Source organism: Actinophytocola sp., from assembly GCF_035942955.1.
In the GTDB taxonomy this organism is placed as follows: Bacteria; Actinomycetota; Actinomycetes; order Mycobacteriales; family Pseudonocardiaceae; genus DASYTH01.
Genome location: NZ_DASZCQ010000053.1, coordinates 1 through 20,276, shown reverse-complemented (window position 1 = coordinate 20,276; position 20,276 = coordinate 1). Strand labels below are relative to the sequence as shown.

Sequence of the window (20,276 nt, the reverse complement as noted above, 5' to 3'; positions counted from 1 at the left end):
GACAACGGCCAGGCGGCCGAGGTGGTCGAGGCCAAGGACGCGCATGCCGACCGGCCCGCGCGCCGGCGCCGCCGCAGGCGGGCCGGGGTCGAGGTGACCGAGAGCCCGAACACCGGTGAAACAGGGCGCCCGGCAGACTAGGCCCGTGCGCGCCGACCAGCAAGGCACCGTCTTCGGCTCCGAGGACGTGCTCGACGGGGAGTACCCGGCGGGTCCGGTCGAGCCGGAGCCGCTGGACCCCGCCGAGCGGACCAGGTTCCGCACCGGGCTCGACGTCCTCGCGGCGGTGCTGATCGTGATCGTGGCCCTGCTCGTCGGCCTGCTGATCTGGCAGGGCAGCGAGATCCGGGCCACCACGCACCAGACCAATCCCGAACCGGTGCCCGAGCCGCAGCTGCCCACCGTGTTCCCGCCGTCGCTCGGCGAGGCCTGGCGGGCGCCGAGCTCGGCGACCCAGGTGCCGGTCGCGGCCGGCCCGGTCGTGGTGACCGGCGACGGCGGGGAGGTCGCCGGCCGCGACCCGCTGACCGGCGAGGTGCTCTGGCGTTACGCCCGCGACCTGCCGCTGTGCACGATCGCCCCGGCGTTCTCGCTGGCCATCGCGGTGTACCGGACCGATGGCGGCCTGCTGCCGGCCGGCGACTCCCGGGCGGGCGGCGGCTGCAGCGAGGCCATCGCGTTCGACCCGGCCACCGGGCTGCGCGGCAAGCAGCGCAAGCCGGACGAGCCGGTGGACAAGCCCCAGTCCGGGCAGCGGCACACCGACGCGGAGGTCGACACCCGGCTGCTCTACGACGGCACCTACGTGACCACCACCGGCCGCCGGCTGCTGACCACCTGGCGGTCGGACCTGGTCCAGACGATGGAGTACGGCACCCTGCCGGCCATCGTGAACTCCGGCAAGCAGCCGCGCACCGACTGCACCTACGGGTCGGTCGCGGTCGCGTCCGGTCGGATCGGGGTCATCGAGCGGTGCGGCTCCGACCCCGGCGACCGGCTGACCGTCTACCGCGCGACCAACTCCGACAACAAGGCCGACGAGCCCGCGGTGGTGTTCAGCGTGGTGGTCGGCTCGTCGTCGGCCAGGGTGGTGGCCATGAGCGCCGCGACGGGCCAGGAGCGCACCGCGGTCGTGCTGCCCGACCCGAGCCGGCTGGTCGTGTACGACGACCAGGGCAAGCAGGTGGCCGAGTACCCGCTCGGCCTGCCGGAGCAGGACCTGCGCGGCGACCCGCCCGGCCTGGTGGTGCCGACCACGCCGGGGGCCGCGGCGGTGTACTGGTACACCGGCTCGCGGACCATCGCGCTGCACAGCGTGGAGCTTCGGCCGCTGTGGACGGTGCAGGGCACGCTCGGCGCCGGCACGATCTTCGCGGGGCGGGCGCTGTTTCCCGTGGTCGACGGCATCAGGGTGGTCGACCAGGCCACCGGGGAGTTCGTCGGGACGATCCCGGTGGACCGGGCGGAGTACTCCGGGCCGGTCACGATGTCCACGATCGGACCCATGGTCCTGGAGCAACGAGGTGCGAATCTAGTCGCACTTCGTTGAAGCTCCACGGTAATTACAGCCCCCGTCATGCACACTCGAGTGGTGACTTCTCCTGCCTCGCAGCCGTGGTCCCAGCTGAGCCCGCACCGGGCCAAACGGATTGACCTGCTCGGCCGGTACGGCCCGATCGCCGGCCTGCACATCAAGGCAAGGGGTCGCCGCGGTCCGGCGCCGATCGCCCTGCTGGTGCCGGGCTACACGGGGTCCAAGGAAGACTTCGCGCCGATGCTGGACACCATCTCCGACGAGGGCTTCGACGCGCTCGCGATCGACCTGCCCGGCCAGTACGAGTCGGGGGGACCCAGCGACGAGTCCGCCTACCTGCCGAGCTCCCTCGGGCTGGTGGTCGCCGAGCTGGTGGGCAAGCTGGCCGCCGGCGGCCAGCCGGTGATGCTGCTCGGCCACTCCTACGGCGGCCTTGTCGCGCGCGCCGCGGTGCTGGCCGGCGCCCCCATCGTCGGGCTGACCCTGGTGGACAGCGGCCCGGCCGAGCTGCCGCAGGGCTGGCGCCGGCAGGCGCTGGACATCGGCGAGCCGGCCATCCGGCAGTACGGCATGGAGGCCGCGCAGAAGCTGCGGGACACCCTCGACGCGCACAACCCCGCCTGGATCGCGCACCCGCCGGAGCTCAAGGCCTTCCTGCGCACCCGGTTCCTGCGGTCCAACCCGGCCGCCCTGCTCGGCATGGCGCACGGCCTGCGCACCGAGCCCGACCTGGTCGGCGCGCTGGCCCGCACGCTGCAGTCGACCGGCGCCCAGGCCCTTGTGATGTGCGGGGAGGGCGACGACGCCTGGCCGGTGTCCGCCCAGCGCGACATGGCCGACCGCCTCGACGCCGACTTCGCCGTCATCCGCAACGCCCGGCACTCCCCCAACGTGGAGAACCCGGAGGAGCTGCTCTACACGCTCATGCCGACCTGGCGGACCTGGCTGCTCTACTACGCCGACTACGTCCCCGCCGCGCGCGCCGCCGCCTGAGTCTCAGGCCCACCAGAAGATCCACAGGGTAGCGCCGGTGATCAGCAGGACACCGAGCACGGCCGCCACGCCCACCCGGCCGCGCCGCCGGTCGGCGAACCGCTGAGCCAGCACCGCGACCGCGGCCGCCGCCACGTGACCGAGGACCGTGGCCAGGCCGGGACCGGGCATCCCGCGAGCCAAGGACACGATCTGGAACACCAGCACCGCGGCGGCGAGCACGGCCAGCCCGACGGCCAGTGCGCCGGACAACTCACGCCAGAAACCGGACCGCGCCCGGCCCCGCTCGGGCGCCACCAGCGGCTCGGTCGGGCTCGAGCCCGACACCGGCTCGAGCGCGGGCGGCGGAGCCGAATCCTGCACGAGAACTCCTCAGTCGTCGACCAGCAACGCCCATGGCTCGGCGGCGGGACCGGCGGCCTGGCCCTCCGGACAGCTGCGCCGGAAGTCGCAGAAGGCGCACTGCCGCCCGACGCGGGCCGGAAACAACACGTCCGCCGCGCCGCCGGCATCGAGGGTATCCGTCGCCAGCTGAAGCTCCTCGGCCGTCTCCTCGGCGCGCCTGCGGTGCCGGTCCAGCGACTCCTCGGTGTGCTCCCAGACCGCGACCGTGCCGCTCGGCAGGTGGTGCAGCTCCACCCGGCGGCACGGCCGGCGCAGCGTGCGCCGCGCGGCGATCACGTACAGCGCCAGCGCCTGCGACCCGCGGGCGTCGTCGGTGGTCAGCGCGTGCCGGCCGGTCTTGTAGTCGACGATCACCAGCTCGTCGCCGCGCTCGTCGATCCGGTCCACCCGGCCCTCGGCCACGATCGTGCCGACCGGCGCGGACACCCACCGCTCGAGGCCGACCGGATCCATGCCCACGTCCAGCCCGGCCACGTAGTCGGCGACCCAGTCGCTTGCCTTGGCCCGGAACCGGGCCGACTGCTCGGGCCCGGCGAACCCGTCGTCCTTCCAGCCCTGACCCACGAGCGCGGCCGCCGCCTCCGGCGTCCGCTTGCGCACCGGCAGGTCGAAGAACGCCCGCAACGCGTTGTGCACGACGGCGCCCACGGTGCTGTGCGCCCACGGCCCGCCGCGCGGCGGCGTCGGCCGGTCGAGATAGGTCATCCGGTAACGGCGTGGACAGTCGCTCCAGACCGCAAGCCGGGCGGGCGTGACCCTGATCAACTTGCGCGGCATGCTGTCGAAGCCCAACTGCCCGTGCACAACTCCAGCGTAGGCAATGGGCCCGACACCGCCCGCACTCACCCGACCAGAAGCTCGGCGCCGGTTGCCCGCTCCACGATCGCGTCGAGCACCCAGGGCGAGGTCAGCTCCTGTCCTAAGTGGATTGTCTTGTTGCTGCCGTGGTAGTCGCTCGACCCGGTGGTCAGCAGGTCGAGCTCGCCCGCGAGCGCCCGCAGCTCGGCCCGCGCATCGGCGTCGTGGTCGGGGTGGTCCACCTCCACCCCGTCCAGGCCGGCGGCGGCCAGCTCCCGGATCACCCCGGCGGTCACCGTGGGCCCGCGGTGGTGCGCGAACGCGTGGGCCAGCACGCTGACCCCGCCCGCCTGCCCGACCATGCCGATCGCCGCCTCGACCGGCGTCTTGCTGCTCGGCACGTAGTACCGCCCGCGATCGTTCAGGAACCGCGCGAACGCCTCGTCCACAGTGGACACGACACCGGCGGACACCAGCGCCGCGGCCAGGTGCGGGCGGCCGGCCGTCGACCCGGGCGGCAGCCCGGCCAGCAACGCATCGGCGTCCACCGGAAAGCCGTCCGCCGCCATCCGCTCGGCGATCCGCTGCAGCCGCTGCCGCCGCTGCGCCCGCGCCCTGGCGTGCTCGGCGACCACCGCGTCGGCCTCCGGGTCGAACAGGTACGCCAGCAGGTGCACCGTGCAGTGCCCGCCACGCCCGTCCGGCGACCAGCACGACAGCTCGGCGCCGCGCACCAACGTCAGCCCTGGCGGCAACGCCTCGGCCGCCTCCGCCCACCCGCCCGTGCTGTCGTGATCGGTGATGGCCAGCACGTCCAACCCCGCCCCGGCCGCGGCCGCGACCAGCTGAGCCGGGGTGTCGGTCCCGTCGGAGACCGTGGAGTGGGTGTGCAGGTCGATGCGCATGTAGTCCAGTGTGGACGACATGTCCGGGCCGGCGGGTCCCGCCCCGTTCAGCCGACGGGTCGCTTGCCCTGGGCCATGCGGCGGGCCTTCATCATCGAGAAGCGCTCCGCCTGGGCCTTCTTGTCACCGAAGACCAGCTCCGAGATGGCGTCGTAGACCTGCTCGGGCTTGGGGAGGAACTCGATGTAGTTGAGCGCCTGGATCTGGCCGGCCGACTCGACGATCATCGTGCCGTAGCCGAGCATCCGGCCGTTGAGCGTTCGCTTGTACGTGAGGTCGGTGACCTTGCTGATCGGCATCATCAGCACCCGGGTGGTGAACACGCCGGTGGTCATCAGGATTCGCTTGTCGGTGACCACGATCCGCTCGACCCACCAGGAGAGCACCTGGTAGGCGTAGCGCAGGACGACCGCAAGCGCGATGTACCACAGGACGTTCTGGATCAGCCAGCCGGCGGGCGGCAGCAGGTACGAGACCATCACGCACACGGCGAGCAAGGCGGCAGCTTCGAAGGTGTCCCAGGCCAGGCTGGCCCAGTGCAGGCGCACCCGGATCACTCGGCGCTCCGAGTCGAGCAGATACTCGTCCGGGTCCCGTGGCGCGAACATAGCTGAAACGGTACTCGATCAGCCCTGGAATACCGAGCGTACGAACGTGATGACCGCCTCGGCCGCGTTCTTCAACCCGAGCAGGATGTCATTCACCAGCGCCGCGGACTGCACCGGTTGACTGATCAGGAAGAACGCAATCAATGCAATACCTACAATAAGTAGGATCTTCTTCGCTTTCACAGCCGTCCCTCCGAACTGATCTTGCACTGCTGAAGTCCGTTGTACCGCACATCGCTCATGAAGGGGAGGCAAGTCCCGCTGTTGGGTCAGTACGGGGTACGCCTACCGTTGTACGGGCTACGCTCGGTGTTCGTGACCGGCTCCGGCGTTGGGATTATCAGGTGCGTCGGCGGGATCGTCCGTGACGCAACGGGACGACTACTCCTGGTCAAGCGGGCCAACGAACCGGGCCGGGGCAGGTGGTCGCTGCCCGGCGGCCGGGTCGAGGCCGGCGAGACCGACGCCGACGCGGTGGTCCGGGAGATGGTAGAGGAGACCGGCCTGACGGTTCGACCCGGTGCCCTCGTCGGTGCCGTCGAGCGGGCCGCCCCCGGCGGGGTCTACGCGATCTACGACTACGCCTGCGAGGTGACCGGCGGCCGGCTGCGACCCGGCGACGACGCGGCGGACGTGGCCTGGGTCGACGCCGCTCGGTTCGCCGAGCTGGAGCGGGCCGGGGCACTGTCGCCGCTGCTCGCCGAGACCCTGCGGGAGTGGCAGATCATCGTGTGACACTCCGACACGGCGCCGGCGTGGTCAGGGGAGCCAGGTCATGCGCTGCCCGTGCCACGCCGTCTTCGCCAGCGCGCGGCCGACCGCGCGGCCGTCCTCCCAGCGCACCAGGCCGAGCGTGCCGAAACTGTGGCCGTCCTCCTTGGGCCACCGCAGATCCGCGCGGTCGGGCAGGACGTGGCGCAGGGCGGCCTCGTACTCGTCGTGGGTGACCCAGTGCACCGGACGCCGCGCGGCCAGCTCCCCGAGCGCGGCGACGAAGTCCGCCCGGCGCGGCTTGGGCAGGTAGAACATGGCCGAGCTGGTGAGCACCACCAGCGGCAGCTCGGCCGGCACCCGGGCGGCCACGGCGGGCAGATCGTCGATCGCGTCACCGGTGACCAGCTCGGGTCGGTTGTCGCGCTGGGCCCTTGCCGCGGCCGAGAACAACCGCAGCCGCTCGGGTTGGTCGGCCCAGATGCACGCCTCCAGCCAGGCGTACTGCTCCTCGTCGGCCAGGTCGACCGGCGCACGGTCCAACCCGAACCGCGCACCGACGGTCAGCTTCTTCGGCAGCACCGGAAGCGTCGCGCCCGGGGCCAGCTCCAGCGCGCAGTGCAGCCCCACCGTGGCCTTGGCCGGGCCAGCGACGAGCTGACCGGCCTGCTCGGTCTGGTACCGGTAGGAGTACCGGTCGAGGTTGAGCAGCAGCCCGGCGCTGCAGCCCACCTCGAGCAGCGCGATCGGCCGGCGCGCGGCGGCCATGGCCACCGCCGGGTAGAGCAGCGCGGCCCTGCGCACCTCGTTGGTCTGGGTGGTCCGGGTGGCGATCAGCGCGCGGACGGCGTCGGCGCGCTCGAGGGTGAAGGCGCGAAACAGCGGCCAGGTGCCGGAGTCGACGCCGTAGCTGCCACCGAGCGATGGGTAGTAGTTGCTCAGCTCGTGCACCGGCTCGGCCTGCAGCACCCGGTGCACCGCGGCCAGCAGCAGGGTCGGGGTGGCGAACTCCGGGCTTGTGGCGGTGAGCAGGCCGGCGACCTCGGCGTCGTCGGCCGCCCGCTCGGCCAGGTGCGCGTACAGCGGCGAGACCCCGGCCGCGACGTGCTGGGCGAACTGGCGCAGACGGTACTGGACGCGCTCGAGCTCCGGGGCCGCCATGATCATCCCCTACTCGGCAGTGTTTCTAGCTCAGGCAAGGCCGCCGGTCGCCTTCGGCGAGCGGCCTCGGGTCGGGTTGCTTGGTGGGTTGCGGGCCGGGGTGGGTGGTTACTCGGCATGGGGGGTTGGCTGACGACGACTGCGGGCAGGGGCTCGTTCCTCGCCTCTGCCCTTGCCGTCGTGTGGCGGCCGCCCTCGCCAAAGAATTGCCGACCCCAGCGCAGTTCGAACATGGCTTAGGTCCTCGGCTCCGGGCGACCCGGCTGCTCGCCGCCGCGGGCCTCGCCGTAGGAACGCTTGGGCACCATGACCTTGCGGCGGAAGCTGAGCACCACGGTGCCGTCCTGCTTGTAGCCGCGGGTCTCGACGTAGACCACGCCCCGGTCGTCCTTGGATTTCGACGGGGTCTTGTCCAGCACCTCGGTCTCGCCGTAGATGGTGTCGCCGTGGAACGTCGGCTTGAGGTGCCGCAGCGACTCGATCTCGAGGTTCGCGATCGCCTTGCCGGACACGTCCGGCACGGACATGCCGAGCACAAGGGAGTACACGTAGTTGCCGACCACGACGTTGCGACCGAAGTCGGTGGTGTTCTCGGCGTAGTGGGCGTCCAGGTGCAGCGGATGGTGGTTCATGGTCAGCAGGCAGAACAGGTGGTCGTCGTACTCGGTCACGGTCTTGCCCGGCCAGTGCTTGTAGACCGCGCCGATCTCGAACTCCTCGAAGTACCGACCGAACTGCACGCCACGCCTCCATCCGTGCGGGAACGAAGGACAGTGTGCCCGGCCCGCATTCGCGTTCCCCACCAGGTGTGAGCGAGTCCACCCGTGCAGGTCGAGCACGCAGCGATACTGCAATTGATCAGTGCTGGTGTACCCTGGGCGATTGGTGTCTGGAGGCACCGCGACCGGAGGAGGTGAGGACGCATGAGCGGCCCGCATACGGCCGACAGCTCGAACGGGTGCAGTACCACCTGCGTCCCCACCGAACCCACGGTCACCCGCTAGGCCCTGTGGTTCCGGCTGGGACGCCCGCCGCGCCGGCCGATCCCTCCCGGCGCGTCATTGCCTGACGTGAGCAGCTGGAGGCCCCACATGCCTACGATTCCCTCGCTGTCCGGGCTGAGGGCCCGCGCGAGCCGGCAGCCCGACCGCCCGGTCCCGGTGCCGATCTCCGCCTACGTGGTGGACTGTGCCGTCTACGTCGAAGGCAAGCGCTTGCCCGGCCGGTGGACGCACACCGACGCCGTCGCCGAGGTGCGCAGGCGCTGCGAGGGGTTCGTCTGGATCGGCCTGTTCGAGCCGGACGACGAGCAGATCCAGGGCATCGCCGAGACCTTCGGGCTGCACGAGCTGGCGGTGGAGGACGCGGTGTGCGCGCACCAGCGGCCCAAGCTGGAGCGCTACGACGACATCCTGTTCATGGTCCTCAAGACCGTGCGCTACATCGAGCACGAGTCGCCGACCACGGCCAACGAGATCGTGGAGACCGGCGAGATCATGGCCTTCCTCGGCCGGGACTTCATCGTCACGGTGCGGCACGGCCAGCATTCCGGCCTGCACGGCCTCCGCGCCGAGCTCGAGGCCGATCCCGAGCGGCTCGCCTCCGGGCCGGCCGCGGTGCTGCACGCGATCGCCGACCGGGTGGTGGACAGCTACCTGGCCGTGACCGAGTCGATCGAGGAGGACATCGACGAGATCGAGTCGATGGTGTTCGCCCCGAACAGCCCGATCGGCGCCGAGCAGATGTACCTGATGAAGCGCGAGGTTCTCGAGCTGCGCCGGTCGGTGACGCCGCTGGCCAACCCGCTGCGCCGGCTGGCCGAGGGCTACTCGCCGCTCGTGCCCGACGAGGTCCGGTCCTACTTCCGGGACGTCGACGACCACCTGACCACGGTCTCCGAGCACATCGCCAGCTTCGACGAGCTGCTCACCACGCTGGTCGACGCCACCCTGGCCAAGATCACGCTGCAGCAGAGCAACGACATGCGCAAGATCACCTCATGGGCGGCGATCATCGCGGTGCCGACCATGGTGGTCGGCGTCTACGGCATGAACTTCGACTTCATGCCCGAGCTGCGGTGGAAGTTCGGCTACCCGGCGGTGCTGGCGCTGATCGTGGTCGCCTGCGTGATCCTCTATCGCACCTTCCGGCGGAATCGATGGCTCTAGCTGGGTAGCCGGACGCCCCCCGACTACCCAGCGACCCGGACCCGGCATCGATCTCGCCCCTCGATGGAGGTTCGCCATGACCCGCATGCTCACCAGCCACCTGTTCTGGCTGCTGACCTTCGTGCTCTGCTGGCTCGTCCTGATCACGCTGCTGATTGCCGACGGTTACGGCGCCGCGCCTGGCATCTAACCGTCCGGCGGTACCCCAACCCTCCACCCGGGACTCACAATCCGGCTGGAGGTGGTCGACGATGACCAGGCGTGTCGCGGGTGTGCTTGCCCTGCTTTTCCTTGTGTCGACCGTGATCGCTCCGGCCGGGGTGGCCTCCGCCACCGGGCGGCGCTACGTCGCGCTCGGCGACTCCGCCGCGGCCGGCCCGCTGATCCCGCTGCCCGACCTGAGCGCGCCCGGCTGCCTGCGGTCGACCAACAACTACCCCAAGCTCGTCGCGCGGCGGCTCGGCGTGCCGATCACGGACGTCACCTGCTCCGGCGCGGTCACCGCGGACATGACCAACCCGCAGGAGACCGAGCTGGGCACCGTGCCGCCGCAGTTCGACGCGCTCGGCCCGGACACCACCCTGGTCACCGTGCAGATCGGCGGCAACGACGCGGGCCTGGTCGGCCTGGCCCTCGACTGCGTCAACCTTCTGCCCGAACCGTTCGGCACGTCCTGCGCGGACCGCAACACCGCCGGCGGCCGGGACGTCTACGGCGAGCGGATCGCCGGCGTGGCCCCGCGCATCGCCGCCGTGCTCGACGGCATCCACCAGCGCGCCCCGAACGCGGCGGTGTACATCGTCGGCTACACCACCTACCTGCCGCCCAACGGCTGCCACCCGCTGGTGCCGCTGTGGGCAAGGGACGCCAACTACATCCAGGCCAAGATCGACCAGCTCAACCAGGTCTTCGTCGCCGAGGCCGGCGCGCACGGCGCCACCTACATCGACATCCGCACCCCGGGCATCGGCAAGGACGTCTGCAAGTCCCCGCTCATCCGGTGGACCGAGCCGCTGGTCCCGCTCAACGTGGCCGCTCCGCTGCACCCCAACGCCACCGGGATGATCGGCATGGCGCAGGTGGTCACCGCCGGCGTGAGCTGACCACCCCGCAGGCGACGGCGGCGAGCGCCACGGCGACCAGCGCCCGCCGGCGCGGGCGGTTGATCGTGAACGCCTGGTTGCGGCCGAGGATCGAGAAGGCGGAGCGGTAGGACAGGGCGGAGGCGAACGAGCCGACCGACAGGATCGACCCGGCCGAGCCGACCGACAGGATCGACCCGGCCGAGCCGATGGACAGGATCGAGCCGGATGATCCGATCGACAGGATGCTGCCGGCCGACATGACGCTCACCAGCGAGCCGGCGGACAGTACGGAGTGGACGGAGTCCACCGAGCGGACGCTGTCCACGGAGCGGTCTTCCTCGGGCGGCACCGTCATCCTCCTCCGTTGCCGCCGCCGGCCTGCTGTTGCTGGGTCTCGAAGACGCCGGGCTGCACCGGGACCGAGTCGTAGGTCTGCAGCACGTCGCGGGTGTTCAGCGAGGCCCCGTCGGGCAGCAGGTTGGTGATCTGGGAGTAGGCCGGCCTCTGGTCCGCAAGGCCGAGGATGTTCGCGGTCTGCACGTCCGGCACGCCGTACTTCACGCCGCGGTCGGAGATCAGGTAGATCGGTCCGCGGCCGAAGTCCTCTTTGGACTCCGCGCCGCGGACCACGGCGGCCCGGCCCGGCGGCATGAAGAACCGGTCGATCCGCTGCCCGTTCGCGCCGGGGGTGCCGATCCTGATGCTCTCGTACCGGGTGCCGTCGGGCTTCCTCGGCAGCGGCACCTCCACGCCGACGTGCACCGCGGTGTGGGAGTCCGCGGAGTTGCCCTCGCCGGTCACGGTCCAGCCGAGGCAGGCGATCGGGTTCGCCTCCGCGGTGAGGATCTCGGGCTGGACCGACGGGGAGGGCTTGTCGTCGATCTCATCCACGTTCGGCACGCCGGAGATCGCGTCCGCCGCGACCGTGGGAATCTCCTTGGCGTTGAGCGACTCGGTGAACCGGATCAGATCCGCGGTGGTCCGCTTGATCAGCTCGATGCCGCCGCGCAGCATGACGTAGTAGTCGAACTCGCGCTGGCCGGCCCGTTCCACCTGGAACACCTGACCGATCAGGAGGTTCTCCACCTGGAACCCGTTCGGCTGCTCGCCGCGGCCCTCGATGATGGGCGGGGTGAGCGGCGGTTGCGCCGGGATCGCGTTCAGCAGGCCCGTGGTGATCCGCCGGACGTCGGAGTCGTTCAGCTTGAGCGCGGCCTTCACGTTGGCGTCGCCCATGTTCACCTCGGCCTTGACGGCGTTGGCGTTCTTGATGTTGGCCGTCACCGGAGTGCGGTACACCAGGTAGACCTTGTTGTCATCGCCACGGACCAGCAGCGCGTGCGACTCGGCGAGCTCGGGCCCGAGGTCCTTGACGCCGGCGAGCACCGTGGTCTCGACGTTGTTCTCGCTCGTCGGGTCCGGCAGGGTCCGGTCGACCTCGTAGGCGTCGCACACCGCCCAGTACGGGTCGATCCGGGCGTCGTTGCCGGGCAACATGTCCGGGCCGTTCTGGATGCCGGTCATCCGTCCCCGCGGGATGTCCTTGAGCTCCTTCTCGTCCACCATCGTGGCTTCCTTGGGGCCCTGACCGCCGCTGAGGCTGCCGGAAGGGATCTGTCCGGCCGTCCCGCCGGCCTGCGCCTGCTGGTTCTGCTGCTGCCGGGCGACCAGCAGCAGGCGGGCCGACGCGAGGTTGAACGTGGGGATCAGCTGCCTCGGGTTGCTGATCAGCACGTACACCTGCCCGGACTGCTTGCTGATCAGAATGCTGTCCTCGTTGGGCGGCTTGGGATCGGGGCTCAGCAGCCCCCACACCAGGAAGCCGACCACCGCGACCGCGGCGATGCACACCCCGACGATCGTGGCCCGGCTGTGCGTGCGCATCGGATCGTGGAGCATGACCGCGTCCTTGCGCACCAGCGCGGACTGCATGCGCCGGAGCACGAAGCGGTATGCCTGAACCTGTGACTTGGTCGTCGGTGTTGACGGCATTCTCGGCCTGCAGCTCTCCCACTCGCGGTACGGTTTCGCAGGATAGCCGGGTCGACGCCCCGCGCATGCGGGTTCTCGGCCAACTGGCCCGGTTATCCTGCGTGACCAGGACGAACTCCGAGGGGAAGAACGAGCGGATGTCGGTGACGACGCCTCCACGACAGGGCGGGATGCCACCGGGTCAGCCGCCGCGGCCGCCCGGCCCGGGTGGTCCCGGGGGCCGCGGTGGTCCGCCGGGCCCCGGCGGACCGCTCCCGCCACCTCCCCCCGGCGGCCGGCCGGGACCGGCGATGCCCAGGCCGCCGGCGGCCCCGCGCGCGACGATCAGCGCGCGCCGCCGCACGATGGGCGCCAGCCTCGGCGCGCTGCCGGTGACGAACCTGGTCGTGCTCGAGGTCGGGGTGGCGATCGGCCTGGTGCTGATCGCGATCGACCAGGACCTCAAGTGGGTGGCGATCGGGGTGGCGGTGCTCGCCCTGCTGATCGCGTTCACTCGCTGGAATGGCCGCTGGTTCACCCAATGGGTCGGGCTCACCGTGCGCTACGCGTTCCGGTCGCACACCAGGGTCAGCCGGCCGGGCGGGCCGGTCACGATGGAGTCAATGGCCGCCGCGGAGGGGTCGACGGTCACCGGGCCCGACGACCCGCGGGTCGGCCTGCTCCGCGTCGTCGTGCCCGACCTGGTGATCGCGCACGGCGTCGACCACGAGCGGCGGCCGCTCGGGCTGGCCTGGCACGAGGGCACCTGGACCGCCGTGCTGCTGGTCGACCCGGCGCCGGCGCTGGTCATGCCGATCGGCGGCACCCCGAGCCTGCCGCTCGGCGCGCTCGCCCCGTGCCTTGAGGACCGCGGCGTGGTGCTGGACGCCATCCAGGTCATCTGGCACTGCTACCCGGGCAGCGCCGCGCTGCCCCCGAACTCCCCCGCGCTCGCCTCCTACCTGGAGGTGCTCGGCCCGCTCGCGGCCGCCGCGCGGCGCACCACCTGGGTCGCGGTCCGGCTGGACCCGCGGCGCTGCCCGGCCGCGGTCCGCGAGCGCGGCGGCGGCGTGGTCGGCGCGCACCGCGCGCTGATCGGCGCGCTGTCCCGGGTGCGCAACGCGCTCGAGTCGCGCGGCGTGCCGACCCGCCCGCTCGACCCGGACGAGCTGCTCAAGGCCGGCATCTCGGCCGCGGAGCTGACCGCGGTCGCCGGCTCGAACAACCGGATAGCGCTGCGCGAGCGGTGGACCGGCGTAACCGCGGCCGGGATCGGCCACGCCAGCTACGCGGTCACCGGTTGGCCGAAGGGCAAGGCGGCGGCCAGCCTCAACGCCCTGACCGGCGTGCGCGCCCTTTCGGCGACCGTGGCCATGTCCGTGTCGCCGGGCAACGAGGAGAACCAGGTCGGGCTGCGCGGCCTGGTCCGGGTCAGCGCCCGCACGCCGCGCGAGCTGGAGTACGCCGACGAGCGGCTGAGCGCGATCTCCAACCGGCTCGGCATCACCCTCACCCCGCTGCGCGGCCTGCAGGTTGCCGGCCTTGCCGCCACACTGCCGCTGGGAGGCCGGGCATGAAGCGTGCGAGATGCCCGGCGAGGGAGTTGGCGGTCCGGTGACCCGGCACCCAAGGCGACCCACGACACCGGCCAACATGCCCGAGCTGGAGGGTGCGGCATGAGCGCTCCCAACAAGAGCGGATCGAGCCGGCTGCTCGACGCCCACGGCGCCGACAGCGGCATCGCCCAGGAGTTCCTGGTCACCCCGGCCATGCTGGACGCGGTCAGCCCGTCCGGCGACCGCGGCGGCATGGTGCTGGGCTCCGGCCTGTCCGGCGAGCCGCTGGCGATGTCCGCGCTGCGCCCTGCGCCCACCCGGATCGTCCTGGTCGGCGGGCTCTACCTGGCCCGCCAGGTGGCGCTGCGGGCGATGGCCGTCGGCGCCTGGGTCGTCGTCGCCACCGGCCGGCCGACCGCGTGGCAGCTGCTGCAGAAGGCCGCGGGCACCGGCCCGGACGGCCGGCCCGCGCCGCTGGTGCAGATCCGCCGGCTGAGTCCGGTCGAGCTGCCCCGGCCGTCGGAGGACGGCCCGCTGCTCGTGGTGCATGACGGCGGCCCCACCCCGCAGGAACTGTTCCCGCCCCGCTCTGCCTGGCAGACCACGGTCTACGTGCTCCCCTACCTGCACCCCCAGGCGGGCGCCACCGCCAACGCCGCGGATCTGGTGCTGCTGCAACGACTCCCGGTCGGCCAGGCCCAGCTGGCCGCCCGCATCTGGCGGCTGCCCCCGCCGATGGTCCACCAACTCACCACCCTCACCGACGACCAGGTCGTCGCCCTCGGCCGCAACCTCTGGAAACCCTTCCGCCTCGTCACCACCCAACGCGAACAAGCCATCCTCGGCCCCGTCCGCCGCGGAGATTAGTCCGGAGCGGCGACCGACCGTGCCCGAAACCGCGCTGGGCTCGCCAACCTTGGCGAGGGCGGCCGATCTTGGCGAGGGCGGCCGCCACACGACGACCAGGGCAGGGGCGAGGAACGAGCCCCTGCCCGCAGGCGTCGTCAGCCAACCACCCACGACACCCAACCACCCACCCCGGCCCGCAACCCCCCACGCAACCCGACCCCCGGCCGCTCGCCGAAGGCGACCGGCGGCCTTGCCCGAGCTAACAAGCACAGCGACCGGCGGCCTTGCCCGAGCTAGAAAACACAGCCCGAGCTATCCGGTAACTGTTCACGTTTGACGCTGAGAAGCCGTTCGACTCTGTTGCGTTACCGTAAATGCGTTCCCCCACTCCGCACCCTGCAGAAGGAGACCCTGCTATGGGAGAGCGCAACAGGTTCGTCATGCGTGTCGGCACGCTCGGGTTCGCCGCGGCGGCGGCGATCGCGGTGGCCTCTGTGACACCGGCCGTGGCCGAGGGCCAGGTGCTGGGCGCCGGCGCGGCGAACGCGATTCCGGGCAGCTACCTCGTCGTGTTCAAGGACGGGGTGCAGGCGCAGGGCGTCGACGCCCAGGCGCAGTCCACCGCGGCGAAGTACGGCGGGCAGGTCACGGCCACGTGGAGCGACGCGCTGCACGGGTACGCCGCGAAGATGACCGAGCGGCAGGCCAGGCGGATCGCCGCCGACCCGGCCGTGGCGTACGTCGAGCAGGACCAGGTGTTCCACCTGATGGTCGACCAGCTCAACCCGCCGTCGTGGGGCCTCAACCGGATCGACCAGCGGACCCTGCCGCTGGACAACCGGTACACCTACAACACGACGGCGAGCAACGTCACCGCCTACATCATCGACACCGGGATCCGGACCGCGCACACCAACTTCGGCGGCCGCGCCGTGTGGGGCACCAACACCACCGGGGACGGCAACAACACCGACTGCAACGGCCACGGCACGCACGTGGCCGGCACCGTCGGCGGCTCGACGTTCGGTGTCGCCAAGGGCGTGCGCCTGGTCGCGGTGAAGGTGCTGACCTGCAGCGGCTCCGGCAGCACGACCGGCGTCGTCAACGGGATCAACTTCGTGACCAGCCAGCACGCGGCCGGGGCGCCCGCGGTGGCCAACATGAGCCTCGGCGGCGGCGTCAGCACGGCGCTGGACAACGCGGTGCGCAACTCGATCGCCGACGGCGTGACCTACGCGATCGCGTCGGGCAACTCCAACGCCAACGCCTGCAACTTCTCGCCGGCGCGGGTCACCCAGGCGCTCACGGTGAACGCCAGCACGCAGAACGACGCGCGCGCGTCGTTCTCCAACTTCGGCACCTGCACCGACATCTTCGCGCCCGGCCAGGGCATCACGTCGGCCTGGAACACCAGCAACACCGCGACCAACACGATCAGCGGCACGTCCATGGCCACGCCGCACGTGGCCGGCGCGGCCGCGCTGTACCTGGCCACCCACCCGTCGGCCAGCCCGGCGACGGTGGCCTCGGCACTGGTCGCCAACGCCACCCCGAACCGGATCACCAACGCGGGCACCGGCTCCCCGAACCTCCTGCTGTTCACGATCGGCCTGTAGCGCAAGGCTGTTGAGCCGAACGGCGCAAGCGTTCCCAGTGTGGACATATCTGTTCAAAACAGGGACGGTGCGGCGCCGTTCGGCTCTCTTGCGTCGCGGGCACCGGCGGACAAGTCTGGACGGCGTTCGTTCGCGAACACCTTCCATCTCCATTTTCCGTGCGCGGCTTCCATCGAGGGCTGGAGGTCGGGCACGTCCCTGCATGAAGGAGACCCTGCAATGGGAGACAGGTCGTTCAGACGTATCGCCGGTCTTGGCTTCGCCGCCGCCGCGGCGGTCGCCACCGCGGTGGGCATGGCAGCGCCCGCCGCCGCGGCCGAGGGCACCATCCTCGGCGCCGGCTCGGCCAACGCGATTCCGGGCAGCTACATCGTCGTGTTCAAGGACGGTGTGCAGGCCCAGGCGCAGGCGAGCGCCGCGCGGTACGGCGGGCAGGTCAAGCACACCTACACCGCCGCGCTCAACGGCTACGCGGCCACGATGTCCGAGCAGCAGGCCAAGCGGCTGGCCGCCGACCCGGCCGTGGCGTATGTCGAGCAGGACCAGGTCGTGCACGCGACCATCGACCAGGTCAACCCGCCGTCGTGGGGGCTCGACCGGGTCGACCAGCGGGACCTGCCGCTGAACAACCTCTACCAGTACTCGACGACGGCCGACAACGTCACCGCGTACATCGTCGACACCGGCATCCGCACCACGCACAGCAACTTCGGCGGCCGCGCCGTGTGGGGCACCAACACCACCGGGGACGGCAACAACACCGACTGCAACGGGCACGGCACCCATGTGGCGGGCACGGTCGGCGGCTCGACGTTCGGCCTTGCCAAGGGCGTGCGGCTGGTCGCGGTGAAGGTGCTGACCTGCAGCGGCTCCGGCTCCAACACCGGGGTCATCGCCGGCGTGGACTTCGTGACCAACCAGCACCAGGCCGGTCAGCCGGCCGTGGCCAACATGAGCCTCGGCGGCGGCGCGTCGACCGCGCTGGACCAGGCCGTGCAGCGGTCGATCGCCGACGGCGTGACCTACGCGATCGCATCGGGCAACTCCAACACCAGCGCGTGCAGCTCCTCGCCGGCGCGCGTGCCCGAGGCCATCACGGTGAACGCGTCGACGACGACCGACGCGCGGGCGTCGTTCTCCAACTTCGGCACCTGCACCGACATCTTCGCGCCCGGCCAGGGCATCACGTCGGCATGGAACACCGGCGACAGTGCCACCAACAACATCAGCGGCACCTCGATGGCCACGCCGCACGTGGCCGGCGCGGCCGCGCTGGTGCTGGCCGGCAACCCGAGTGCCAGCCCGTCGGCCGTGGCCACCGCGCTGTTCAACGCGTCCACCCCGAACAAGATCACCAACGCCGGCACCGGCTCGCCGAACCGGCTGCTGTTCACCGGCTCCGGCACCCCGCCCCAGCCCGGCCCGTGCCCCGCGGCGAGCAACGGCACCGACTTCCCGATCAACGACTTCGCCACGGTGAACAGCCCGATCACGATCTCCGGCTGCACCGGCGCCCCGTCGGCCAGCGCCACGATCGAGGTGCACATCGTGCACACCTGGATCGGTGACCTCGTCGTCGATCTGGTCGCCCCCGACGGCACGGTCTACAACCTGCACAACCGGTCCGGCGGATCCGCCGACAACATCAACCAGACCTACACCCGCAACCTGTCCGGCGAGACCGCCAACGGCACCTGGAACCTCCGGGTCCGCGACGCGGCCGCGCAGGACGTCGGCCGCATCGACAGCTGGACGCTCGACCTGTAGATCGCCTGAGCAGCTCCGGGCCGCCGTTCCCGACCGATGGGGACGGCGGCCCGCCGCCGGGCTAGATCCGCCAAACGGCCCAATCCGTTCCCATTCCGATCAATACTGTTCATAAGCGACGGTACGAAGCTGTCCGACTCTCTTGCGTAGCGGCCGTCCACGGATGAGTCTGTTTCCGTTCGCTTGCGAACGCCCCGCAATCTCCATCCACATGCGACCCCTCGTGGGCGGGGGTCGCCTGTGCCCTGTTAAGGAGAACCATCTGATGGGTGCAAGTGAAGGCTCCAGCGCCGGTTCGTTACGCCGGCTGGTCGGCTTAGGGTTCGCCGCGGCGGCGTTGGTCGCGGCCAGTGTGGCTTCGCCCGCGGCGGCAGCCGAGGGGCAGGTGCTGAACGCCGGCGCCGCGGACACGATCAAGGACAGCTACGTCGTCGTGTTCCGCGACTCGGTGTCCGCGCAGAGCATCGACAGCCAGGTGCGCGCGTCGACGTCGAAGTACGGCGGGCAGGTCAAGCACACCTACCGCGCGGCACTGCGCGGCTTCGCCGCGAGCATGACCGAGCAGCAGGCCCGGCGCCTGGCCGCGGACCCGGCCGTGGCCTACGTCCAGCAGGACCAGGTCGTGCGCATCACCGACGTGCAGCCCAACCCGCCGTCCTGGGGCCTTGACCGGGTCGACCAGCGTGACCTCCCGCTGGACAGCAGCTACACGCACAACCCGGCCGGCACGGCGAACGTGACCGCCTACATCATCGACACCGGCATCCGCACCACCCACCAGGACTTCGGTGGCCGCGCCGTGTGGGGCACCAACACCACCGGGGACGGCAACAACACCGACTGCAACGGCCACGGCACGCACGTCGCCGGCACCGTGGGCGGAACGGCGCACGGCCTGGCCAAGAACGTGCGGCTGGTCGCGGTGAAGGTGCTCAACTGCCAGGGCTCCGGCTCGCTGGCGGGCGTGACGGCCGGCATCGACTTCGTCACCCAGCAGCACCAGGCCGGCCAGCCGGCCGTGGCGAACATGAGCCTTGGTGCGTCGGGCACGAACGCCACCATGGAGAACGCGGTGCGCAACTCGGTCGCCGACGGCGTCGTCTACGCGATCGCGTCCGGCAACTCCAACTCCGACGCGTGCAACTTCACCCCGGCCCGCACGCCCGAGGCGATCACCGTGAACGCCTCGGACATCAACGACGCGCGGGCGTCGTTCTCCAACTTCGGCACCTGCACCGACATCTTCGCGCCCGGCGTGAGCATCACCTCGTCGTGGAACACCAGCGACACGGCCACGAACACGATCAGCGGCACCTCGATGGCCACCCCGCACGTGGCCGGCGCGGCCGCGCTGATCCTCGGCGGCAGCCCGGGGCTGACGCCGGCGCAGGTGGCCACCACGATGGTCAACAACGCCACCCCGAACAAGATCACCAGCCCGGGCACCGGCTCGCCGAACCGGCTGCTGTTCACCAACCCGACCAACAACCCGGGCGTCCCGAGCGTCGCCAACCCGGGCAACCAGACCGGAACCGTCGGCTCCCCGGTGAGCCTGCAGCTGTCGGCCTCGGGCGGCACGCCGCCGTACACCTGGTCGGCCACCGGTCTCCCGCCCGGCCTGTCGATCAACGCCTCGACCGGGCTGATCTCCGGAACGCCGACCACCGCCGGCACGTTCAGCGTGACGGCCACCGCGCGCGACACCGCGAACCAGGCCGGCAGCACGTCGTTCACCTGGACGATCACGGCGCCGGGCACCGGATGCGCGCCGGCGACCAACGGCACCGACTTCGCCATCCGGGACCTCGCCACGGTGAGCAGCCCGATCACGATCTCCGGCTGCTCCGGTGCCGGCTCGGCCACCGCCACGATCGAGGTGCACATCCAGCACACCTGGATCGGTGACCTCGTGGTCGACCTGATCGCCCCCGACGGCACGGTCTACAACCTGCACAACCGGTCCGGCGGATCCGCCGACAACATCAACCAGACCTACACCCGCAACCTGTCCGGGGAGACCGCCAACGGCACCTGGAACCTCCGGGTCCGCGACGCGGCCTTCCTCGACCAGGGCGTCCTGGACAGCTGGACGCTCGACCTGTGACCACCTCGGCCCACTAGAGGGTGAAGGCCGCCATCCCTCTCACTC

The 20,276-nt window shown here is 71.3% G+C and carries 19 protein-coding genes; 10 read left to right on the top strand and 9 right to left on the bottom strand.

Translation table 11 applies throughout. The features are described 5' to 3' along the window. The first annotated feature begins 145 nt into the window (after positions 1–145). Both VGX25_RS05350 and VGX25_RS05345 read left to right on the top strand, forming a co-directional pair. Positions 146–1,549 carry a PQQ-binding-like beta-propeller repeat protein gene (locus VGX25_RS05350; protein ID WP_326916466.1) on the top strand — a complete coding sequence of 468 codons (1,404 nt, stop codon included), beginning with the start codon at positions 146–148 and terminating at the stop codon, positions 1,547–1,549. Between the two features lie 42 nt (positions 1,550–1,591). Beyond that, entirely contained in the window at positions 1,592–2,527 is a 936-nt protein-coding gene (locus tag VGX25_RS05345; protein ID WP_326916465.1) for an alpha/beta hydrolase, read from the top strand. A gap of 3 nt (positions 2,528–2,530) precedes the next feature. On the opposite strand, the gene VGX25_RS05340 is transcribed toward VGX25_RS05345, so the two are convergent. The 5 genes from VGX25_RS05340 to VGX25_RS05320 form a co-directional block, all read right to left on the bottom strand. Next, a complete protein-coding gene (locus VGX25_RS05340) occupies positions 2,531–2,890 on the bottom strand; it encodes a hypothetical protein (RefSeq protein WP_326916464.1) in 360 nt (119 codons plus the stop codon). Between the two features lie 9 nt (positions 2,891–2,899). Continuing rightward, positions 2,900–3,709, bottom strand: coding sequence for a PD-(D/E)XK nuclease family protein (locus tag VGX25_RS05335; RefSeq protein ID WP_326916468.1), 810 nt, complete (start codon positions 3,707–3,709; stop codon positions 2,900–2,902). 65 nt (positions 3,710–3,774) lie between these two features. Then, entirely contained in the window at positions 3,775–4,635 is an 861-nt protein-coding gene (locus VGX25_RS05330) for a PHP domain-containing protein (protein ID WP_326916463.1), read from the bottom strand. 47 nt (positions 4,636–4,682) lie between these two features. After that, on the bottom strand, positions 4,683–5,243 hold the full coding sequence (locus VGX25_RS05325) for a PH domain-containing protein (RefSeq protein WP_326916462.1): 561 nt from the start codon (positions 5,241–5,243) through the stop codon (positions 4,683–4,685). An 18-nt stretch (positions 5,244–5,261) separates the two neighbouring features. Beyond that, on the bottom strand, positions 5,262–5,426 hold the full coding sequence (locus VGX25_RS05320) for a hypothetical protein (RefSeq protein WP_326916461.1): 165 nt from the start codon (positions 5,424–5,426) through the stop codon (positions 5,262–5,264). Between the two features lie 132 nt (positions 5,427–5,558). Between VGX25_RS05320 and VGX25_RS05315 the strand changes: the two genes are divergently transcribed. After that, positions 5,559–5,978, top strand: a complete 420-nt coding sequence (locus tag VGX25_RS05315) for an NUDIX domain-containing protein (protein ID WP_326916460.1) — start codon at positions 5,559–5,561, stop codon at positions 5,976–5,978. 24 nt (positions 5,979–6,002) lie between these two features. Here the strand turns inward: VGX25_RS05315 and VGX25_RS05310 are convergent, their stop codons facing one another. Together VGX25_RS05310 and VGX25_RS05305 are read right to left on the bottom strand one after the other, a co-directional pair. Further along, positions 6,003–7,115, bottom strand: a complete 1,113-nt coding sequence (locus VGX25_RS05310; RefSeq protein ID WP_414635720.1) for a DUF2332 domain-containing protein — start codon at positions 7,113–7,115, stop codon at positions 6,003–6,005. A 236-nt stretch (positions 7,116–7,351) separates the two neighbouring features. Next, a complete protein-coding gene (locus VGX25_RS05305) occupies positions 7,352–7,855 on the bottom strand; it encodes a MaoC family dehydratase (protein ID WP_326916458.1) in 504 nt (167 codons plus the stop codon). Between the two features lie 351 nt (positions 7,856–8,206). Between VGX25_RS05305 and corA the strand changes: the two genes are divergently transcribed. Together corA and VGX25_RS05295 are read left to right on the top strand one after the other, a co-directional pair. Continuing rightward, a complete protein-coding gene (gene corA / locus VGX25_RS05300) occupies positions 8,207–9,283 on the top strand; it encodes a magnesium/cobalt transporter CorA (protein ID WP_326916457.1) in 1,077 nt (358 codons plus the stop codon). Positions 9,284–9,534: 251 nt separating this feature from the next. After that, positions 9,535–10,386 (top strand): SGNH/GDSL hydrolase family protein, encoded by an 852-nt coding sequence (locus tag VGX25_RS05295; RefSeq protein WP_326916456.1) that lies wholly within the window; start codon positions 9,535–9,537, stop codon positions 10,384–10,386. Here VGX25_RS05295 and VGX25_RS05290 read toward each other — a convergent pair. After that, on the bottom strand, positions 10,367–10,717 hold the full coding sequence (locus tag VGX25_RS05290) for a hypothetical protein (RefSeq protein ID WP_326916455.1): 351 nt from the start codon (positions 10,715–10,717) through the stop codon (positions 10,367–10,369). The genes VGX25_RS05295 and VGX25_RS05290 overlap by 20 nt on opposite strands. Before the next feature lie 2 nt (positions 10,718–10,719). Then, positions 10,720–12,360, bottom strand: coding sequence for a type VII secretion protein EccB (gene eccB, locus VGX25_RS05285; RefSeq protein WP_326916454.1), 1,641 nt, complete (start codon positions 12,358–12,360; stop codon positions 10,720–10,722). Positions 12,361–12,704: 344 nt separating this feature from the next. On the opposite strand from eccB, the gene eccE reads away from it, so the two are divergent. The 5 genes from eccE (at position 12,705) to VGX25_RS05260 (ending at position 20,231) form a co-directional block, all read left to right on the top strand. Continuing rightward, positions 12,705–13,916 (top strand): type VII secretion protein EccE, encoded by a 1,212-nt coding sequence (eccE, locus tag VGX25_RS05280; RefSeq protein WP_326916467.1) that lies wholly within the window; start codon positions 12,705–12,707, stop codon positions 13,914–13,916. Between the two features lie 99 nt (positions 13,917–14,015). Then, positions 14,016–14,762, top strand: a complete 747-nt coding sequence (locus VGX25_RS05275; protein ID WP_326916453.1) for a hypothetical protein — start codon at positions 14,016–14,018, stop codon at positions 14,760–14,762. 398 nt (positions 14,763–15,160) lie between these two features. After that, complete coding sequence (locus VGX25_RS05270) at positions 15,161–16,360, top strand: S8 family peptidase (RefSeq protein WP_326916452.1); 1,200 nt, start codon at positions 15,161–15,163, stop codon at positions 16,358–16,360. Between the two features lie 219 nt (positions 16,361–16,579). Continuing rightward, positions 16,580–18,127, top strand: coding sequence for a S8 family peptidase (locus tag VGX25_RS05265; RefSeq protein WP_326916451.1), 1,548 nt, complete (start codon positions 16,580–16,582; stop codon positions 18,125–18,127). 265 nt (positions 18,128–18,392) lie between these two features. After that, positions 18,393–20,231, top strand: coding sequence for a S8 family peptidase (locus VGX25_RS05260; protein WP_326916450.1), 1,839 nt, complete (start codon positions 18,393–18,395; stop codon positions 20,229–20,231). Positions 20,232–20,276 lie beyond the last annotated feature (45 nt).

Bases quoted from the DNA above. Each gene is read 5' to 3' on its own strand.
- VGX25_RS05335 (WP_326916468.1), bottom strand. From the start codon at position 3,709: ATGCCGCGCAAGTTGATCAGGGTCACGCCCGCCCGGCTTGCGGTCTGG.
- VGX25_RS05330 (WP_326916463.1), bottom strand. From the start codon at position 4,635: ATGCGCATCGACCTGCACACCCACTCCACGGTCTCCGACGGGACCGAC.
- VGX25_RS05325 (WP_326916462.1), bottom strand. From the start codon at position 5,243: ATGTTCGCGCCACGGGACCCGGACGAGTATCTGCTCGACTCGGAGCGC.
- VGX25_RS05310 (WP_414635720.1), bottom strand. From the start codon at position 7,115: ATGGCGGCCCCGGAGCTCGAGCGCGTCCAGTACCGTCTGCGCCAGTTC.
- corA (WP_326916457.1), top strand. From the start codon at position 8,207: ATGCCTACGATTCCCTCGCTGTCCGGGCTGAGGGCCCGCGCGAGCCGG.
- VGX25_RS05295 (WP_326916456.1), top strand. From the start codon at position 9,535: ATGACCAGGCGTGTCGCGGGTGTGCTTGCCCTGCTTTTCCTTGTGTCG.
- eccB (WP_326916454.1), bottom strand. From the start codon at position 12,360: ATGCCGTCAACACCGACGACCAAGTCACAGGTTCAGGCATACCGCTTC.
- eccE (WP_326916467.1), top strand. From the start codon at position 12,705: ATGGGCGCCAGCCTCGGCGCGCTGCCGGTGACGAACCTGGTCGTGCTC.
- VGX25_RS05275 (WP_326916453.1), top strand. From the start codon at position 14,016: ATGAGCGCTCCCAACAAGAGCGGATCGAGCCGGCTGCTCGACGCCCAC.
- VGX25_RS05270 (WP_326916452.1), top strand. From the start codon at position 15,161: ATGGGAGAGCGCAACAGGTTCGTCATGCGTGTCGGCACGCTCGGGTTC.
- VGX25_RS05265 (WP_326916451.1), top strand. From the start codon at position 16,580: ATGGGAGACAGGTCGTTCAGACGTATCGCCGGTCTTGGCTTCGCCGCC.
- VGX25_RS05260 (WP_326916450.1), top strand. From the start codon at position 18,393: ATGGGTGCAAGTGAAGGCTCCAGCGCCGGTTCGTTACGCCGGCTGGTC.